Raw genomic sequence first — 20,664 nt, forward strand, 5'->3', positions numbered from 1 at the left:
TTTTTTTTGTGCCACCGTTTTTTAATCGGCTCAGCCGATTTAAGCACGGGCATTACTAATCCAATATCATTATTTAAATTATCGTCCCTTTATTTCATATTCGTTTTTAAAAATAATCGTCTGAGCAAAAAATAAAAAGACGTTTTTAATTATACAAGGGGGTTTGTATTTTATAACAATATGACAATCTCGGTCGAATTTTATTTCGACCGAAATTGTCAACGGATGGTTTATGTTAGATTTGCGTTTTTCTTTTTTGTTTTTGATTTGTTTTGTGTTGTTATTGATTTGTTGTTTTTTGAGTGGTTTTATTGGTTGATTTTAATAGTCATAGTTCTTCACGGAGTGGAACAAAATCACAAGGAAGAATATGAGAATTACAATCAGTGTGGAAAAGTATCCGACCGGGTTCCAGATGATTTCCAGAGCCCCGCTTCCGCCGTCACCGACAATGGTTGCGCCTTTGAGATACACAGGAATCACGACACAGGCAAAAGCCAACGCGAACACGAAAATGATGTCGAACACCTGCATGGCGACGCCGTCTTTTTTGGCTTTTTCGCTGGAAACTTGGGTGGTTGATTTTGTTGACATTTTTTCACCTCACTCGTAGTATTCAAGTTCGTACATGTGTTTCTTAATCGAAACCCAGACATTGTAGCAACCCAGGCCGTTGATGGTAAACATCAAGATCAGGAACAAGACATAAATTCCGATTAAAAACATCGGCAATTCCAGTCCTTGGACCGAGACGGAGTGCAAAATGAAGTAGGCGACATAAGTCTCCGAAATCACGAGCGCGAGCCACATGATCACAATCACGGCGGAGTCAAGCATCAACCATTTTTTGTATTTTTGCTCATTCACCATCGTTGGCACCTCCATTCGCTTTTGCTTTTTGTCCCAATTGGACTTCCGGGTCCGGCCAGCCCAATTTTGTTTCCCAGCTGAACTGCACTTTTCTGTTGGCTTTCATCTTCTTGTAGCGCCAGGAGAAGTAGAAGTAGGCGACCACGTAGAACACGAGCGCGAAAATCAGGTTTAACTGATAGGCCCAGTAGAACGTCGACATAATAACCACCGCAATCACGATGGCAAACATGGCGATGTAGGGTTGAAGCGGACCAATGTAGGGCCGAATCAAAGTGTTTGAGCTTGGGTACATCTTACGGAACCGGATCAACGCAAACGGAATCATCACATAACAGACAAGTCCGGACACGATGGAGAACGTAATCACTTGGTCCAGATAACCGCTGAATGCGAAACCGATCGCGACCGGCAATGTGAAAATGACTGCACGGTACGGGCTCTTGTATTTCGGGTGAACGGCAATGAACCAGTCCGACACGAATTCGTCTCTTGCGAGAGCGAACCAGGAACGGGAAGAGTCATTGACACAACCGTTGGCGCTGGCGATACAGGTAAACAAGGTACCGACGGCCAAGAGGAAGATGAAGATTCCGACCCCACTGTTTTGAGCAGCTTCAAAGAGCGGGTACACGGACGCACCCAATTTTCCGCTGTCAATCAAACCGGAACAAACGAACAAGGTCATACCGGCCATCAAGAGGAGCGTAATCATACCGGCTTGCTGTCCGAGCGGGACGGCACGGGTCGGTTTTTTACATTCTTCGGCACACATGGCTGCGCCTTCAATTCCCAAATAGAACCAAGGACCAAACTGCAAAGCAGCGAAGAGACCGACCATTCCATAGGGAATAGCGCCGCTGAATAAGTTTTCAACGTGGAAAGTAACACCGCCGATTCCCGTCACGGTCGACAAGAAGAACAACAAAATGGCGATTGCGGCGACGAACGTCAGGAAGAAGTTCAAGGTCAAAGCCGTGACCGCACCACGATAGTTAATAAATGTCAAAATAGCTAAGATCAATAACGCGACGGCTTGTACGTTGACACCGGGAATATAGGCGGCAGCCAACTGACCGACGACGATTGCGTCTGCGGCGGACAAGGCGATATATTCCATATATACACCCAAACCGACGATTGCGGCAGCACCGGGTCCGACGAACAGACGTACCCAGTCATAAGGTCCTCCGGCCAATTTGGTGGAAGATCCGAGTTCACTGGCACAGATGGATATGATAATGTACATCACACCGGCGACAATCATGGCCAAAAGAGCGCCCAAAATACCGCCTTTTGCAACCGTAAAGTTCCAACCCATGTATTCGCCGACCAACACGATACCGACACCAAGTGCCCACACGTGATATGGACGAAGTTTCTTTTCAAGTTCCATCTCCCATCACTCCTTCTTTGGTTTCGATTTTATCGAAACCCGATAGGCATCCAATAACAAGTAGGCAATAATTACGAAAGCCACAAGGAAGATGCCGATATTTAAAATATCAACTGTACTCATTTCTACACCTCTTTTTTCAATCAAAAAAGGGCATCAAACGGATCAATCATGTTTTTCAAAAAAGCGGTGTTTTGTAAAATTGAAAACCGGTATTGTAAAAGTAAAACCGATAAAACCGGGAAGAATCTTAAAAATAACGTTTACCATCGATCTAAATTGTGATTTTCGTTCTCTTTTCTTTTTTTGGGAAATTTTTGTTCTTTTGAGTCCGTCAAAAGTTACGACTACTCAAAATCCGTATATCAAATGATTTTTCCGGCTGATTTTCGCTTGACCGCATACGGCCAACCGTATTTTTTTCAATTCCGGCGTTTTTCACTGGATCACATCCAATTCACTTGATCATTTCAAAAATAATTCACAAAAAAATTGTGAAATACAATTGAAGTTATCTCCCGATATAGATCTATCACTTTTTTTGTTCGATGTTTTTTTGTTTCATCAACGCTATTTTTTAAAAAATATCCCACACATTCTATTTTCACATAACACACACTTAATCGAATAAACACAAACGTGTTTAATCCCCGTTTTTAATTTTTTGCTTTTTAAATTAAGGTACAAAATACAAGAATACCGATAAACCACAACCGGTCATTCTTGAGCACTTTTACTGAAAAATAAAAGGGGTATTCGATTTGGAATTGAAAAATCAATTCCAAATCAAACCGGATTTATTTTCTGATTTATTCAAACTTAGAAGACAAGTCCGAAACCTTCGAGTTTCTTCTTGGCTTGTTCGTAGACTTTTACGTGTTCGTCAGTCGGTGTGATTGTCTTCACATCATAACATTCTTGGAATGTCTTTCCGGCCGGGGCGGTTGCGTAGTTCTTTTCGTAGGAACCAACGAGTTTGTCGAGAATCTTGTTGATTTCTTTGATGTCAACGCCTGCTGCAGCTCTGGCGACTTCTCCCATCATGCGGGCTTCCATACCGGTTGTTTTGTTCTCAACGACTCCTTTTGCGGCGGCAACTCCGGAGAGGATTTCACGGCCGGATGCGGAGTCAGTGATGGCTTGTGCGGCAAGTTCGAGGAAGCACATTTCTGTGCACGGGCCTGCGCATGGGTAGTACTGGTTTCCGGAGAGGAAGTCGGTGTGGTTGCTGATTGCGGCACAAGTCCATCCTGCAACGGCGAGGGTTTCTCTGGTGTTGGTGGATCCCCATCTGATGTGGACCGGACCGTCAAGGTGCCAGCTTGCACCGGACATGACGAAGGCATTGATGTGGGTTGCGATGTCAACGATTGCGGTTTCTTCAAGGCCGCCGGCGTATCCACCGTAAATCGGCATCTGTTCGTCCATGATGATGTCGCTGTTGCCGTGGTAGTGCGCAATAACGGAGATTGCGTCGAGGTCAATCTTAAGTTCGTTCAATTGGGAGACTTCGTGGCTGTCCCAGGGTTGCATGCCGCCTTCACAGTCCGCACTGATGTTTCCTTGTGCGGAGAGGGAGGTCTCGGGGCCCTATATGCCCATGCCCGGTCTTCCGGCAAGAGCAGTTGCTTGTTTAATAAGTCTGCCTTCTGTTTTGGCGGACAAGATTTCGTACGGTGTTTTCGGGACCGGCGGTCTTCCGCGAACGGATGTCATAACTCCGTCGACGATGGTGTCGACTTCTTTCTCAAGAGCGTAGCTCATGTGAACGGCCATGAAGACATCTTCGGAAACCGGGGATCCTGTCGGGCCACCCTGAATGATCGGGCCTCTTTTGTCAGCCACATTTCTCTTTCTGACTTGGACGGCGTCTCTGCCGGATCCGAGTTGGAATTCGTATTGCGGGTTGGAGATGGCATCCCACATTTCGTCAGCGGTGTATTTCACGATTCTTTGTTGGTCGGTCACGAAGATACCGCACTCAAGAAGCATGTCAAAACCGGCCCAGAAGAGTTTTTCGGTCATGTCGGCGTTGGTCGGGACAAATTCGCCTTTAAAGTCAAGTTTGTATTTTTGTTTGAGTTCCATGGCTTTCATGGGGATTCTCATTAAGTCCCATTCGTCTTGAGAGCATTTTTCTCCGGTTTTGGATCTCTCATAAAATTCGTAAGAGTCAACAGATTTCTTGTATGCCATTTATTTCACCTCAGGCCATAATTTTCTTTGCGACGTTAACGGCTTCTGCTGCGTTTTCGGCAGTTCCGTCTGCGCCGATTTCTTTAATCCAGTCTTTGGAGACCGGAGCGCCGCCGAACATACATTTCACTTTGCTGCGGAGGCCTTCTTCGTTGATCATGATCATCAAGTCTTTTTGGCCGAGCATGGATGTTGTCATGAGAGCAGAACCGACGAGTAAGATTTTTGCATCTTTTGCGGCTTTGACTTCTTCAACGACTTTTTCATTGGCAACGTCGACACCAAGGACTTTAACGGTAAAGCCGTTTGCGCCGAGCATTGTGGAAACCAATCTGTTTCCGATGTCGTGGATGTCGCCTTCTTGGACGAAGGACAGAGCATATCCTGAGCTTGCAGAGGCAGTTCCTTTGGCGAGTTCCGGTTGAAGGATAACCATTGCTTCGTTCATGGCTTTCGCGGACATCATGATTTGCGGTAAAAAGAGTTCTCCTTTTTCAAAGCGTTCTCCGACTTCTTTCATACCGGCTGCAAGGCCTTTTTGAATGATGTCAAGAGGAGCAACATTTTTGGAAAGCGCTTCTTTTGTTTTCTCAACAGCGCCATTAATGTTTTGTGTTTTAACGGCTTGTGCTAATTCTGCGAATATATCTGACATGTTTTCAAACCTCCGTACGATAAAATTTCAACTGAAAAATGAAGAATCAGTGAAATCTTTCTTTTGTACGCAAAATAAATCATCGAATTACAGAAGATTAATCCGGTCAAAACCCCCGCTTCGACCTGTTTCAAATGCCGGTCTTAAGACCGCCATAGTCAAAATCGACTGTAATCTACCCCAATATCTGATTTTTTGATATATAACTTAAATCACAGTTAAATTTTCAACTCCTTTATATAATTCGTAAGACGTTTATAAAATAACAATGTATTATAAAAGATATAAAGCAATGTAGAATAGAGGGTCTAACCGGAAAAAATGACCCGGCAAAACAAAAAGCACTTCGAAAAATCAATGTCGGTAACAATCCCGCAATTTTATAGCATTTATTATATATATAAACTAAAAGAAAAAAATATGCTGAAAATTAAGAATAAAAAATAGTTTAGCTCACATATTGTATATTCGTTCTATTAATTATCTTGTAAGTATATTTATTTTTAAAAATAATCGGATTTCCATTGTTGAATCCAATGAAGATTTTGAGGAATAAGTTTTTATCCTATCTGTCTTCTGACTATGGTTTTAATGAAAAACAGATTATTTTAAATAAATTAGCCGAATGCGTTTTTTTGTTTTTCCTTTTTGTTTGTTCTTTTTCCTTTTTGTTTGTTCTTTTTTCCTTTTGTTTTTATTTTTAAATTTTTCCGCATTTTTTTAATTTCTCAATGTATTTGTTTTTTGATTTTTTCTTTTCATGTTTTCTTTTTTTTATCGGCTTATTATCTTGCTATCCGGTTGTATCTTTGTGACGTGGTGCGTTATACTACTGAATGAGGCCGGCACATCGGGCTATTGCACTGTGTTGTTGCATTGCGTTGTTGCATTGCGTTGTTGCATTGTGTTGTTGCATTGTGTTGTTGCATTGCGTTGCTGCATTGCGTTGTTGCATTGCGTTGCTGCATTGCTGTGTTTGATTATGTCTCTGCTTTGCGTTGCTGCATTACATTCCCCTGTTGCGTTGCTACATTCCTGTTTTGTGTCACCATATCTTATTTGCGTTGTTGCAACGTAATGTATTATATATCCTATCTCTATTTTTCACAAAGTTATTTTCCCTCTCCCGATTTTTTAAATAGATGAACTTCTTTTATTGGGTTTCATGGCAAAACCTGTTTTTTTGGGGAAACTTGTTCTTCATTGGTGTAATGTTTGTAATGTTCCTGTTCTGGACGAAACCTGTTCCTGCGGCGCAAAAACAAATTTCGTCAGCGTGACGCCGCCGGGCGACATCCGTCCGGCTTTTCCATATGATGTGACCCGCATCAACGACGTTTCCGTCCGGCAGTTTGGGAAAAAGTTGATTGCCGAGGATGATTTTGTTCTCTACAACAAAGCGCCGTACGAAGACCGCATGGAAGAAATTATTTGCGGAGGCGCTGTCATTGGGGCGCTCCGTTACGAAGTTGAAAAAAGAGAATGGGTCCTCCTCTTACGTTTGGAGGGCGCGCGCCGCATTTTCAATCCGAAAATTTCGTCCACCGCCGAAGATCTTGAAAAAGGAATTCTGAAGAACTGGATTATGATTCAAGAAGGAGCGGTTCCGTTTATTGCGGACGGGACCAGCGTTTTGGTTCCGGGGATTTTAAAAACAGCGCCGGGAATCCGTCTGGAAGATGAAGTCGTGGTGATCTCCCCATCTTTTGACGTGGTGGCGGCCGGCCGCGCAAAAATGAGCAGCGCGGAAATGGCACAATCGGAGCGTGGAAAGGCGGTCAAAAACCGATGGAGCGGATTTCCGGTTGAGTCCGAACCACCCGTTTTTGATTCGGTTTCGGATTCGGATTCGGTTTCGGATTCGGTTTCGGTTTCGGATTCGGATTCGTTTTCTCAAAAAACGGAATCGGTTGCCAAAAAATGGGAAAAAGTTGTTTTGGCCAACCGCAATGTTCTTCATCAATTTGAAGCGGATTCCATGTTATTCATTCAAAACGCAGCGGCCAACGTTCATAAGAAGGTCACATGTTCTTATTCCGGCGGAAAAGACAGTTTGGTGACACTTCATTTGGTCAACAAAGCCTCAAAAACGCCGTCCGGCGAAAAACTTTTTGATTTTGATATTCTCTTCTCCGATACCGGTCTTGAGTTTATTGAAACGCTCCAAAACGTGGCGGAAGTGGCAAAAATCTATGGGCATCCGCTCAAAGAAATCAGTGCCGGCAATGTTTTTTGGGACGGATTTTTGGTTCACGGGCCGCCGCGTGTCGATGACCGCTGGTGCACTCAATCCTGCAAGTTGATGCCGATTACGTCGCTCATCGAATCAAATTATCTGGATGACGGTGGCTGCTTGACTTTTATCGGCCAGCGTCAATACGAATCGCTGGCACGCGCCAAAAGCCAACGAATTTGGAAAAGCCCGTCCGTCCAAGGACAAGTCGGCGCGGCACCGATTCAAGAGTGGACGGCACTTCACATTTGGCTGTACATTTTCCAAGAAAATCTCCACTATAATCCGCTTTACGAAAAGGGATTTGACCGAATCGGATGTTGGCTGTGTCCGGCAGCATCGCTTGCGGATTTTGAAAACCTGAGAATCACCCATCCCGACGCGATGAAAATGTGGGATGGCAAGTTGCTGGAATACGCGCAGCAAAAAAATATTCCACATCCGCAGGACTGGATTTCTTTCGGACTTTGGCGATTTTTGACGTATTCGCCGGCGATGGAAAAACTGGCGCGGGAGAAAGGAATTATTGAATAAACAACTCCGTGTGAAAACAAAACGGCGGATAAAAAGGGATAGTCTTATAAATTATCCCAGACTTATTGTTTGTCTGGTGAGCTAGTCAGGGCAGTTCGGCGTTGCCTGTAACTCGAAATCGCCGATAAGCGAGTGACGAAGCAAAGGGCAGGTGTTATTAACCATAAATATGCCTGAAATCTTGACGTTGAAACCTCGTCCGGTCGGGAATGTGGTGACCAACAGACCAAAAGGAGTTTTCGTTTGTTGTTCTTAATCGTGGAAACCGGTTCAGGCCCGGAAGGGAGCAGACTTACCGCGAACAACAGTCGCTGAACGGGTTGCGGGGCGGAGAAGAGATTTTGGAAACTGTTTATGGAAAATGCAACAATCCGATGCGTGCTCACCTTTTTTTATTCAAAGGCGACCCAATCAGATCCAATTAGACCCAATCAGAAATAATCAAGATATCAAAAATAATCGAAAATAATCGAAAATGAATGAAAATAATCGAAAATGAATGAAAATCGGCTGTTTTACGGTAAACATTAAATATTTCATCTCTCTTTATAGGGGAGAGGCCTAAAGCCGTATTTTGTTATTTCATTATTTAATTCCTTTTATTGACGGCATCAGTTGTTTTTAAGCCGGCGATTTTTAATTGACGAGATAGCCTAGCTCGGTAGGGCGTAGGATTGCTAATCCTATGTTGCACTGCAACTCGGGGGTTCAAATCCCCCTCTCGTCGTTTTTCTTGTTTTAATTCCTTTTTTTTGTAATTATCTAGTTTTTTGCTTTTTGTATTTGCTTTTTGTATTTGTTTTGTTTTATCCTATGCTGCCGCCGCGCGCGTTATGGCGATACATTTTAATTTTATTCAACAAAAACGGCGGATGGGTTTTTTATTTTTTCCGGAATTGTTCGCAAATTTATAAAATCATGCAAAAATCAATAAAAAAAGCCGGCACCAAAAAGGATGCCGGCCAAATGGTTTTGTTTTTGTTTTTTTAGTTCAATTCTTCTAAGTCTTTCACTTTAACGTACCGGTTGTACAAGTAGACTGCCGGAATCATGGACAATGTGATGAGGGTGGGTAGAATGATCCACGGATCCGACAATTGACAATAGCTTGTATAGAACCAAATGCCGGAAACGACGCCCGCCAAGACAAGTCCGGCCAAAAGGAGCCACCATTTGTTTGCCAAATTGGTTTTGTATTTCTTATACAATAGTCCGCTTTGGACAATCACCAAAACTCCAAGCAAAAGATATGCCCACGTCCAACGGAATGCCGGACAACTGTCATCCGGTGTGTTTGGAATTGTTAAAGTGTAAGAATCTTCGGTCTGTGTCAGCTCAAACTCTTGTGCGGTCCGGACGGTCGAATCATCGCCGACAGTAACCGTAACCGGCTCGTTTAACATTTGATATCCGGCCGGTGCCCGTGTTTCGTAGATTTTGTAAGTGACGCCGTGGGTCAAATAGATTTTTTCGGTGTGCCCCGCGGCGTTGGTTGTGTAAATCATTTTCGGGCTGAAAGAATTGCCGTTTCCGTCACGGATTTCAAACGTTGCTGTCAATTTTTTGGACGCATCGGTTCCATCCACTTTTTCAAGAATCAATTGGGCGCCATCGCTTTCAAAACCTTTCACTTCCGGCGTGGTGTTGTTTTTTGGAATAATTTTGGGATCATCGCCGCCACCGCCGCTGCCATTTCCGCCCGGAGAATCGACCGTGACCATCGCATAGGAGGTTTTAAGAATTCCTTTAGATGGATTATCATAATCCCCAGGTTGTGACGGATAATTTGTCAAGTCCAGGATGGAAACCATATTTATGTAAGTTCCCGGATTATTAAAGTCCGAGTCATAAGTCAACTCAATGAAATCTCCCTGATCAATCCTCAAAACACCACTGGCGTAATTGAATGTACCTGACTTTGCCACATTGGAATCTTCAAGTAAATTGTTGTTGGACTTATTCAAATAGACCGCCGAAGCGCTTGTTCCACCCATAATATCAACAACACGGTCCAACTCTATTGTCGATGGCCTGTTGTTTTCAATCGTAATTCGGTATCTAACACTTCCTCCGTTTTTATCAAAATCAACGCTTTTGATCCAATTACCTTGTTGAATACCAAGGTCGTTAATTTTACAGACTTCTTTTATGATTGAAATCGAATTAATTGAAACAGTCGGTGTATTGAAAGGAACATAATATGTATTTTTAGCAGCGGGGTGGGAATAAATTGACTTTGAACTGTCGCTGGCTTGTGTTCCATGGTCCGGCACAATGAAACTGACATAACTTTTGTTATCAACACCGACGTGAAGGTGACCGCCCTCTAAACCGGAAATCGGATTAATTTGATATTTTATGACATATTTTGTTTTTGATGCAGCTGTTAAGTGTGTCCCAGCCGGCTGTTCTCCGAAATTTATATTTATTTTACCATCTGCATAATCGACGTCTGTTCCTGCAATAGTTGTCAAAACGACTTCCGGAGCTCCATTTATACTAATGTTTGCCGGAATAGCGGTGTTGTATGTGAATTTATTTGTATTAATTTGGTCTTTGATTGTCAAATCATTGACCGGGGCATAGAAGTGAGTGGAAGATTGGACAGTTTGAGCCATCATGTAATCAATCATATTCAAACGCGCTGCATCCGCATTGAAATAATGATCCGGGCTTGTCGGCAATCGGCTGAGATATTTTGCAACATCCATACAACTAGATTCAGGATTATCTTGTGTATTTCTGTTCTTCCCGGGTCCAATATATGTTCCCATATTTTCCGGAAGAATTTCATTCCCGGAGGCGGATCCGTAAGCTAACCATCCGGCATTATAGTTATTAAAACGTGTGTAAGAGACACCGATTCCGAGTGCATAAATTATAGCATTTCCATCCGTGGAATCTTTTATTTTACCAGCCATGTTTTCTGCTGCTTGATGAGCTGTTAAAACTTCATACCTGTTATATCCACTTGTTGGGATCGTTTCGTCCGAATTATAATATCTGCCGGCGTTACCATCCGTCACAAGGATAACAACACGATTTTTTTGTTCGGTGTTTGTTGTAAAATTGGCGTCTGTTTTTAAGAAATTATAAGCTGTTGTCAATCCTCCTTCCGTATTTGTGTCCTTTCCCATCGGAATATCAAGAATAGATTGATTAAAAGTATCCATGCCGCTGATCATGTTGTCAACATCAGCTTTAGTCACACGGTAATACAGATGGTTGTTGTCATTACCAAAAATTGTGCCTTTGCCAGCATTCAAGCTTGATCTAGCCGCTATCAATCCTAAATATGTTTGATTAGATGTTGAACCAATCATATAAGATTTAGGTTCCTGATTCCAAGCCGTATTGTAACTTGTGTCAGGATTGTAACTCCCGGAAGTATACATTTTTGTGTCGTTAAATTCAAAACCACCCGTCGGCAATGGTTTAAAAACATCACGTGCGAAAGGAACAATTGTAATCGAAGACTCTGGGTTTTCAGCCCAAATGGCCTCTGCCGATTTTATAATGGCTTGTTGAGCGTTTCTTAATCGGATGGGCGTATCATCTGTCTGGTCACTCGGCGTGCCGTTATCATCAATATCATCCAACATACTGCTTGTTACATCTAAAACAATAATTACATCCAATCTTGGCGGCGGATTGTAAGTCAATTCAGCCGGAAGAACGTCAACGGTTAATGTAACATTGTATTTGCCGTCGTTTGCCGTGCTTTCCACGACTTCTTTATTGATGGTCACCAAATCTTCAAGTTGTGTTTTTTGGTTATTAGTAATATTTCCATAGTCATTGACGGTAATTACACCGGATGTGACCGGTCCATTCAAATCATATGCGGATGAACCATCCGAGCACGGACCATAGGCCACAACAACGGTGTCATGTCCGTCAACTTTGAGCGAACCTCCAGCAGATGCAAGCGGCGCAGCCAAGAACAATAAAACAAAGAATAAAGCTGTTAATTTGAGTACATTTTTCATAGATTCAACCAATATTGTTTTTTAATAGGTGATAAAGGAAATTTATAATAAACAAATTTAATTTTAAAATGATTCGTATTGAAAACAAATATTCTGACAACGTTAAACATTAGTAGTATATAAAATTATTCAAAATATATTGGTAGATCATCCATATAATTTTACACTTGTAAAATATAAAACGAATAATATAAATAATGCCAAAAAATTAACAACAATTACAGAAATAATCGGTATGAAAAACATACCTGTTTGCCCATAAACCGTACCCAAATAAATAATAGATTTTGAATCCACGAACAATTGGGTGTTTTCTTAGATTAAAATTAATGTAAACTAAAGCTTCTTTAAAATTAAATAACAGTATTTTTGCCGGTTAACAATATATTTCCTGATATTTTTTAATATTTGAAATTCAATGATTACATTTATTAACAATAAAAAAATCAGTATAATTTGAGGTTATAAAAATGGACGCCAAAAATTACGTCGAAACAGTTTTGGAAGATGTCAAACGCCGAAACCCGGGGGAAGTTGAATTTCACAACGCTGTTGCCGAAGTGCTTCACTCGTTAACGCCGGTGTTTGAAAAAAGAAAAGATTTGATGGATGCCGCAATTCTGGAAAGAATTACGGAGCCTGAGCGGGCCATCTCTTTCCGTGTTCCTTGGATGGATGACGCCGGAAAAATCCATGTCAACCGCGGTTTTCGCGTCCAATTTAACGGGGCAATCGGACCCTACAAAGGCGGAATTCGATTCCACCCCTCCGTCAATCAAAGCATCATCAAATTCCTCGGCTTTGAACAAACCTTTAAGAATTCCTTAACCGGCCTTCCCATGGGCGGCGGAAAAGGCGGCTCGGATTTTGACCCGAAAGGAAAGTCGGATGCCGAAGTCATGCGCTTTTGTCAAAGCTTTATGTCCGAACTCTACAAACACATCGGGCCCGATGTGGATGTTCCGGCCGGCGACATCGGAGTCGGCGGGCGTGAAATCGGTTTCATGTACGGCATGTACCGCAAATTATCCAATTCGAGCAGTCAAGGCGTTTTGACCGGAAAAGGTTTGACGTTTGGCGGCAGTCTCGGGCGTACTCCTGCAACCGGCTATGGTCTTCTCTATTTTGCCAATGAAATGTTGGCGGACAAAGGCGAATCCTTCAAAGGAAAGAAGGTCACGATTTCCGGTTCCGGAAATGTGGCCACGTACGCCGTTGAAAAAGCGCAACAAATGGGGGCAACGGTCATCACGTGCAGTGATTCCGCCGGATATATTTATTGCAAAGACGGCGTGGATTTAGAAGGCGTCAAACAAATCAAAGAAGTCGAACGCCTCCGCATTAAAGAATATGTTAAGCATTACGGCGGCGAATATTTCGAAGGCTGCGCCAACATTTGGGATGTCCCATGCGATGTGGCTCTTCCCTGTGCCACCCAAAATGAATTAGATCTCGCGGCCGCAAAAAAATTGATTCAAAACGGCGTCAAATTCGTGGTGGAAGGCGCCAACATGCCTTGCTCCCTCGATGCCATGAAAGCTTTCCAGGAAGCCGGCGTTTACTTCGGACCTGCCAAAGCCGCCAATGCCGGCGGAGTTGCCTGTTCCGGACTTGAAATGACGCAAAACGCGCTTCGATTGAGTTGGTCCTTTGAAGAAGTCGATGAAAAGCTTCAAAACATCATGAAAAACATCTTCAAAAACTCCAAAAAAGCAGCGGAAGAATACGGTTACAAAGACAATCTCGTAGTCGGCGCCAACATCGCCGGTTTTATGAAAGTCGCCACCGCCATGATGGGACAAGGATTAATTTAAAACACGTGTAAAAGCGGAAAAAAGAAGTTTTTTAAGGATTTCTTTTTTTTCGTTTTTTCCCTTTCTTTTTTTATTTTTTTGGTTGGTTACTCTTGGCTTTTCATCCGTTTTTTTCATTTTTTGAAGCGGAGGCACATGCGCACGTTATGGCAGCCGGTTTTTTAAAAAATTGTAAAAAACCGGGGTTGTTTTTTTGTTTTCTTTTTCATTTTTTGTTTGGGAACCATCCTTTTCAAAATCAAAAAAATTTACGGGTGTCGGGTTTTTAAAAAATCCAATCTTTACAACCATTTCGGCCATGGGATGCCAAACAATTTTGCCATGCCGGCGACTTCATCATGAATCGGCCGGTCTGTTTTGAGAAGAATCAGTCCGTACAAAAGACCGCCGGCCGTGAACACAACCAGCAGCCACAAGATATTTGAAATCGGAATAAAATGTTTTACCCCCAGCAAAAACGCACACATAACGAGCGATGCGGCAACCATTTTTCCGGCGGATTTCCAATCGTAAGAGACCGGAATCACTTTTTTAAGCAAAACATAGGACAGAACGGTATTGATGGTCATGGCGATAATCGTCGCAATGGCGGCACCTTCCATTCCATAGATTGGAATGAGAACAATATTAAAAACGGCATTTGATAGAATTCCAACCGCAATCGACATAAACGCAAATTTCGGATGGCTGATCGCGTTGAGACAAATGCCTTGCAAATACATAAAAACCGTCATGATTTGAATAAATGACAGCAAGTAGAGCGAAACCACACCCGGCAAATACGCGTCCCCGTAAAACAAACCGATAAAATCCTGCCCCAATATCAGAAAACTGAAAAAAATCGGGATGGCCAACATGAGCGAAATATTTGTCCCGCCGAGCAAGCCGGCAACAATCTCTTTTGTTTTTCCGGCTTCATTCCAAGCGCTGAATTTCGGGTACAAAACCGCTTTCATGGAAATAGCGGCCAGTCCGGCCAGCATGGAAAACTGATACACGATCCGGTAAATTCCGGCGTTTGTCTCTCCCATGTATTTTCCAATGAAGACCACGTCCATATTTTGATAAACCAAGTAGCAGCTCATCACTAAAAATATCAAAACGGCATACGTCAAAAGACGTGTCAAATTATCTTTTGAAAATTTGGTTAATTTAAACGACACGTAAACTTGGGAAAAAATGGCGGCTGCAATCATTCCGGCCAAAAATCCGCCCATCAACCCAAATGTATGATAGCCCGCCCACACAAACAGGATTTGAAAAAAAGAGCGAATGGCCGTGTTAAGAAGAAGGGACACTTGAAACACATTGACTTTTCCTTCAGCATAAGCGGCGTAGATCCGGCTGTTGTAAAAATAATCGATGAGAAGCGCGGCAACAATCCACCACAAAATTCCTGTTTTCATAATGATGGATTCTGGAAACAAAAGAGATGAAAAAAGCAGCATGCTGACCGATAAAATAAAATAAATCAGGCGCAATACCATGGATGCGGAATAGTATTGATCCTGACTCTTCCCTTCGCTGATGATTTTAACACTTGCTTCTCCAATTCCGCTTTCGGAGAACAGGTAAAAAAGGGCGTTGTAGGAAAAAAACAAAAAATAAACGCCGACAATCGCCGGGTCAACGGTTCGCGTAAAATAAATCGTACTTAAAAATCCGATGGCAGTCAGACCGAATTGGGAAATAAGCGAAACCAGCGTTTGGGTTCGCAAAACATCCGGCTGTTTGCCGGTTTTTCTGAAATTTGAAAAAATATCTGCCGTCTTTGCCATCTCTTTTCAAACGTCCGTGAATGTATTTAACGGTTGGGATTTTTAACATTTCAAAAAATTTAAATTACAAACGCGAATCTGTTTTTTCGGGTGGTACAAGGCAAATAAAAACAGATAAAAATGGATAAAATTAAATAACTTGTATAAATAGTTGCATAGAATTAATTAATCGTTGCATAGAATTTATTAATCGTTGCATAGAATTTATTTATTTCCTGAGGAGCAATTCATTGTTTTTCAATCGATGCAGTCTGATGTAATCATTTTCAAAAAATTGTCGTCATGATCGTATTTTTTATTTTATTTATTTTTAATCACTCTCACATGAGGTTAAAAATTGGTCAGCAATACAGATTCTTCCCCGCAAAAGTCCGATGAAAAGAATCATTCGGCCGGCGCGCAATCCTCGGATTCCTCCGGCTCGAAAGTTTCCAAGTATTTCGGCGATAAAAATTCCGTTTTGACAAGTGTTTTTTACGGAATTTTGGTTTTGATTTCCGCGATTTTGGCATTTTTCATCCGCATTCAGCCAAAAGACGGTGTTTTTTTAAGCAACGGATTCATCCGGTTGGGCGAAAACGATCCTTGGTACCACTGGAGAAACGTAGACTATCTCCTCCACAACTATCCGCACTTGTCTTGGTTTGACCCGGCGACCACCTATCCGTACGGAACCAACCAGGCGTTCGCACCGCTTTTTGACATGATGGCGGGGACCTTCATTAAAATTTTGCAGGCTCTGACCGGAAACACATCCACCGAGTATGCCATGACGATTTTTGCTTACTGGCCCTGTCTCTTGGCGGCGCTTTGTGTGATTGTGATCTACTTTGTCGCAAAAAAAATATTTGACAGCCGATCCGTTGGGCTCTTCTCTGCTTTCTTCGTGGCGATTGCGCCCGGACAATTCTTGTCCCGCAGCATTATCGGATTTAGCGACCACCACGTGGCGGAAGTTCTTTTCAGCACTTTGGCGGTTTTCTTCCTTGTGGTCACGCTTTTAAAAGCAAAAGATAAAATTATCACGTATGACGATTTGAAAAACAAAAAAATCTCTTCAATAAAAACAATTCTTCCGTATGCAGTTTTAACCGGAATTACATTGGGTCTTTATTCCCTTGTTTGGGAAGGCGCTCTTTTGTTTGCGTTTATCATCGGTATTTTCATCACCGTTCAAATGATTACCAACCACATGAAGGGCGAGAGTACCGTTTTTATTGCTCTTACGGGTCTGATCATCTTTGCCATTGACTTTTTAATGGTGATTGTCACCCCGCAAATCGGAGAATACAAATCCCTTCACATGTTGGCGCTCGGCGCCGGCATGTTGGCCATTTTAGTGATGGCGGTTTTGTCTTATGTTTTGGAAAAGAAAAACGTTAAAAGAATTTATTATCCGGCAGTTTTGGCCGGCATCGGCATTGTTGCGGCCGGCATTGGCAGTTTGATTTCCGATTCTGTCAGAAACGCTGTGTTTGGGGTTGTTGGCTTCTTTACAAGAACTGGCGGCGCATTGACAATTGGGGAAGCTTCTCCTTACTTTGGAAATACAATTCCGCCGATCATCTTTACGGCCATGATCGCGATTTTCTTAATTGGGCTTCCGTTTTTGGGAACTTCCGTTTTTCAAAAAGACAAAAACCGGATTTATTTCCTGGTGGGTTGGACGGTCATTTTTACGATTCTGATGATGATTACGGGACAGGATTTCGTTGAACTCTTTACCGGATTCTCGGTTTTCGGCTACATTTGGATCATCGCTCTTCCGATTTTGGCCTACAAAGCGACGCAAGACAACAATATGGAAAAAGTTTTCTTGGTTGTTTGGACCATGGTGATTTTGTGGGCTTTGGTTCAGCAGAACCGGTTTGCTTACTATTTCATTGTTCCGATTACGATTTTAGCGGTTTACCTCTTGTGGGAACTGGCACATTCTTTGAAATTCGACGCGGCGGTCACGTCTTGGAAAAAGGAAATCCTCGGCAAGATAAACGGCACCGCTTCCAAAGAGCAGCCTGTGTCAAAAGCGGAAACCAAAGAAAAGGAGTCCAAGTCCTTTAAACCGGATTCCAAAGCCGCTAAGCAAGCCGCCAAATCCGAAGCGGCACGCCAATACTCCAAACCGAAACAAAAAGCGGAATCCAAACCGTATACCGCAATTGCGATCATGGTTCTTGCCGCTCTGGTTATTTTGGCGCCGACCGCCTATTTGACCGTGCAATACACCGCCGGAACCGGCGGTCCCGACATGTCTTGGATTAACGCAAGTCTGTGGCTGAGTGGCAACACGCCGGCGCCGACTCTTGACCCGTACGGCACCTACACGCAGCCGTTCCAAGATTTGGATGGCGACGGCAAGCAAGATCGTGTTTCTGGATCGGGAATTGAGTTTTATGAAAACCAAGTCAGTACGGTTCCGTTTGATTATCCGGCGGGTTCTTATGGCGTAATTTCGTGGTGGGATTACGGTCACTGGCTGGAAGTGATCGGAAAGCGTATGGTTGATGCCAACCCGTTCCAGTTTGGTGTTGGCGGCCGCCGCGGTAATGTGTCCGATCCGATGATTCCGGGAGCGGCTCCGTTCTTCGTTGCGGAGTCGGAAGCAGACGCGACCATGTATTTGGAAGCGATTGATCCGCGCGACAATATGTCCGGTGCCCGCTACGTCGTGACGGATATTGAAATGGCTTCCGGAATGAGTAAATTCTATGCGATGACAGCTTGGACGCTGGACACTTCCGGATATACGGTGACGATTCCGACAGAAATTGGAAATCAAACCATTATCGGTAGTGACCGGTATTTCAACTCTCACGTTGTTCAATTGCATTTGTTTGACGCTCAGCATTTGAAACAATACCGCATGATTTACGAATCAGGAACGGAATTTACCCGGACGCAGGATCAGGAATCTTTCTACAAGAGCGTTTACAATTTCTTGTATGGCGCAAATGTTCCGGTTCAAAATACGGGTTATGTCAAGATTTTTGAATACGTGAAAGGCGCAACTGTTTCCGGAAACGCGGCTCCGAATTCCACGGTAACCATTTCGGTTCCGATTCAAACCAACCAGGGACGCACCTTCACTTATTCGCAAACCACGACAGTGGACGCAAACGGACACTACGTTTTCACCGTTCCGTATTCGACAACCGGCCCGATTGCCGGCCAGACAAATTTCGCGGTCAAACCAACCGGATCTTACACCGTGTCGCACGATGGTGTCACATCGACCGTGGCGGTCTCCGAGCAAGCAGTTTTGACCGGACAGACGGTCAGTGTGTCTTAAAAATCGTTTTGAAATTGAAAAATATGAAATGAAAAAATATGAAATGGAAAAAAATCGTTTTTCTACTTTTCATTTCATTCCCATTTTCTTTCAATTTTTCAATTTTCATTTCCATTTTCATAATTTTTTCTTTTTTGTGTTCGCGGCGGCATATGCGCGCGTTATGGCGACATATTTTTTAAGATTTTAACAAAAATAATGGTCGGTTTTTTCAAAAAATAAAATCGATGAGATATTTTTTGTAGAAAATAATATTTCGGGTTGAATTTTATTAATTTGCTGCGATTGTCATTGTTTTAGTATTGCTGCCAACTGCCTGCTGCTTTAAGATTGCTGCCGTCCTTCCTACCAATCGATCTATTCATATTAACAATCCGAGAAATTCGAGACGCGAAGCGCGTCTCGAATTTTCGGGAGGGTTTGTGTGAATTGAAATAATAATTGATTGTTGTTTTTTTATTTTTTTTGTTTTTCTTCTTTGAGATATACTTTTTCTTTTGCTTAAAATGAAAAAGTTTATTTTATTTCAGGAAGTTTTAGCCTTCATGATTTGTCAAAAACTTTCCGATTTTCCAAAATCGGAACTTCAAAAACTCATGTCTCGGGGGAACCAGCTTTCCGATGTCGGTCCGACGGTGGACGCCATCTTGAAAAATGTTTTGGAAAACGGAGACTCCGCCATTTTGGCATATGCGGCCCAATTCGACAAGGTGAATCTTTCCGCTCTTCTCGTCACGCAAAAGGAAATCGATGACGCCATATCGAGTTTGTCTCCTGTTTTGCTGTCTCACCTCCAAAAAGCGGCGGACAATATTCGAAAATTTCATGAAGCACAGCTCCCTAAAGAGATTTGGATTGAAAATACGAAAGGAATTCTTCTCGGACAAAAACAGGTTCCGCTTTCCCGGGTCGGCTGCTATGTTCCGGGGGGACGTGCCAGCTATCCGTCTACGGTTTTGATGACGGCAATTCCTGCAAAAGTCGCGGGCGTATCGGAGGTCATTGTCTGCACGCCGGCCCGGGCGGATGGAACTGTTCATCCGCTGACGCTTGCGGCTGTCAAAATCGCCGGCGTCGACAAAGTTTTTAAAACCGGCGGTGCACAGGCAATTGCGGCCATGGCGTACGGGACGCAGAGCATTCCAAAAGTTGACAAAATTGTCGGCCCGGGGAATGTTTTTGTGACGGTTGCCAAAATGAAGGTTCGGGATTTTGCGGAAATTGATTTTCCGGCGGGACCAAGCGAGGTTTTGATTATCGCAGACGATTTCGCGGATCCGAAAATGACGGCGGCAGATATTTTGGCCCAGGCGGAACACGATCCGAATTCCATTTCGGTTTTGGTGACGCCATCGGAGGCGTTTGCAAAAAAAGTGCTTTTGGAACTTGATTCTCAAAAAAAGGCGGCCAAGCGACGGGAAATTATAGATGCGGCACTTCTCCATTCCGCCATTCTTACGGTGGAAAACTTAGACGATTGCGTTGATTTTTCCAATCAATTCGGACCCGAACACCTTCAAATTATGGTGGATCCCAAATCCGAAGACAAAGTTTTATCCAAAATCAAGAATGCCGGATCCGTTTTTGTCGGCAATTACGCACCTGTGCCGGCTGGCGATTACGCGTCGGGAACCAATCACGTGCTTCCGACTTCCGGATATGTTCGCCTCTACTCTGGGTTAAATACCATGCATTTTTTGAAATTGATCACGATTCAAAAAATCAGCAAGGAAGGGCTTTCCAATATCAAAGATACCGTGGTTGCGCTTGCGGAAGAAGAAGGTCTTTTTGAGCACGCTGAAGCGATTAAGAAAAGATTTGATTAATTATTTTGACTAATATTTGAATTGATGAAATGGTTAATGAAATGATTGATGAGATAGTTTGTAAACTTAAAGATTAAAAAAGGT

General features: G+C 43.0%; 10 protein-coding genes, 1 tRNA gene, 1 other RNA gene and 1 pseudogene. 6 read left to right on the forward strand and 7 right to left on the reverse strand.

What is annotated here, in order from left to right:
- Window positions 1-321: 321 nt before the first annotated feature.
- The 5 genes and pseudogenes from MsAm2_RS01390 to MsAm2_RS01410 form a co-directional block, all read right to left on the reverse strand.
- A complete protein-coding gene (locus MsAm2_RS01390; RefSeq protein WP_338098042.1) occupies window positions 322-594 on the reverse strand; it encodes an AcrB/AcrD/AcrF family protein in 273 nt (90 codons plus the stop codon).
- A gap of 9 nt (window positions 595-603) precedes the next feature.
- Window positions 604-870, reverse strand: a complete 267-nt coding sequence (locus MsAm2_RS01395) for a monomethylamine transporter (RefSeq protein WP_338098043.1) — start codon at window positions 868-870, stop codon at window positions 604-606.
- Window positions 860-2,266, reverse strand: a complete 1,407-nt coding sequence (locus MsAm2_RS01400; RefSeq protein WP_338098044.1) for an amino acid permease — start codon at window positions 2,264-2,266, stop codon at window positions 860-862. Before MsAm2_RS01400 ends, MsAm2_RS01395 begins: the two co-directional genes overlap by 11 nt.
- 819 nt (window positions 2,267-3,085) lie before the next feature.
- Window positions 3,086-4,462: pseudogene (locus MsAm2_RS01405) on the reverse strand (monomethylamine:corrinoid methyltransferase).
- Window positions 4,463-4,472: 10 nt separating this feature from the next.
- Entirely contained in the window at window positions 4,473-5,117 is a 645-nt protein-coding gene (locus tag MsAm2_RS01410) for a methyltransferase cognate corrinoid protein (protein ID WP_338098045.1), read from the reverse strand.
- A gap of 1,165 nt (window positions 5,118-6,282) precedes the next feature.
- Between MsAm2_RS01410 and MsAm2_RS01415 the strand changes: the two genes are divergently transcribed.
- The 3 genes from MsAm2_RS01415 (at window position 6,283) to MsAm2_RS01425 (ending at window position 8,611) form a co-directional block, all read left to right on the forward strand.
- Window positions 6,283-7,884 (forward strand): phosphoadenosine phosphosulfate reductase domain-containing protein, encoded by a 1,602-nt coding sequence (locus tag MsAm2_RS01415; protein WP_338098046.1) that lies wholly within the window; start codon window positions 6,283-6,285, stop codon window positions 7,882-7,884.
- Window positions 7,885-7,958: 74 nt separating this feature from the next.
- An RNA gene (gene ffs, locus MsAm2_RS01420) (signal recognition particle sRNA) lies at window positions 7,959-8,272 on the forward strand.
- Between the two features lie 254 nt (window positions 8,273-8,526).
- A tRNA-Ser gene (locus tag MsAm2_RS01425) sits at window positions 8,527-8,611 on the forward strand.
- A gap of 259 nt (window positions 8,612-8,870) precedes the next feature.
- Here the strand turns inward: MsAm2_RS01425 and MsAm2_RS01430 are convergent.
- Window positions 8,871-11,873, reverse strand: coding sequence for a SpaA isopeptide-forming pilin-related protein (locus MsAm2_RS01430; protein ID WP_338098047.1), 3,003 nt, complete (start codon window positions 11,871-11,873; stop codon window positions 8,871-8,873).
- A gap of 470 nt (window positions 11,874-12,343) precedes the next feature.
- Here MsAm2_RS01430 and gdhA point away from each other — a divergent pair, with 470 nt between their 5' ends.
- The gene (gdhA, locus tag MsAm2_RS01435; protein ID WP_338098048.1) at window positions 12,344-13,687 is read left to right on the forward strand and encodes an NADP-specific glutamate dehydrogenase; all 1,344 of its coding nucleotides are present in this window, start codon (window positions 12,344-12,346) and stop codon (window positions 13,685-13,687) included.
- A 281-nt stretch (window positions 13,688-13,968) separates the two neighbouring features.
- Here the strand turns inward: gdhA and MsAm2_RS01440 are convergent, their stop codons facing one another.
- Window positions 13,969-15,465: a flippase gene (locus MsAm2_RS01440; protein WP_338098049.1), complete on the reverse strand. Its 1,497-nt coding sequence runs from the start codon at window positions 15,463-15,465 to the stop codon at window positions 13,969-13,971.
- 337 nt (window positions 15,466-15,802) lie between these two features.
- On the opposite strand from MsAm2_RS01440, the gene MsAm2_RS01445 reads away from it, so the two are divergent.
- Window positions 15,803-18,754: an STT3 domain-containing protein gene (locus tag MsAm2_RS01445; RefSeq protein WP_338098050.1), complete on the forward strand. Its 2,952-nt coding sequence runs from the start codon at window positions 15,803-15,805 to the stop codon at window positions 18,752-18,754.
- 545 nt (window positions 18,755-19,299) lie between these two features.
- A complete protein-coding gene (hisD, locus tag MsAm2_RS01450; RefSeq protein WP_338098051.1) occupies window positions 19,300-20,580 on the forward strand; it encodes a histidinol dehydrogenase in 1,281 nt (426 codons plus the stop codon).
- Window positions 20,581-20,664 lie beyond the last annotated feature (84 nt).

It is taken from the genome of Methanolapillus ohkumae, assembly GCF_032594355.1.
GTDB classification, from domain to species: Archaea; Halobacteriota; Methanosarcinia; order Methanosarcinales; family Methanosarcinaceae; genus Methanolapillus; species Methanolapillus ohkumae.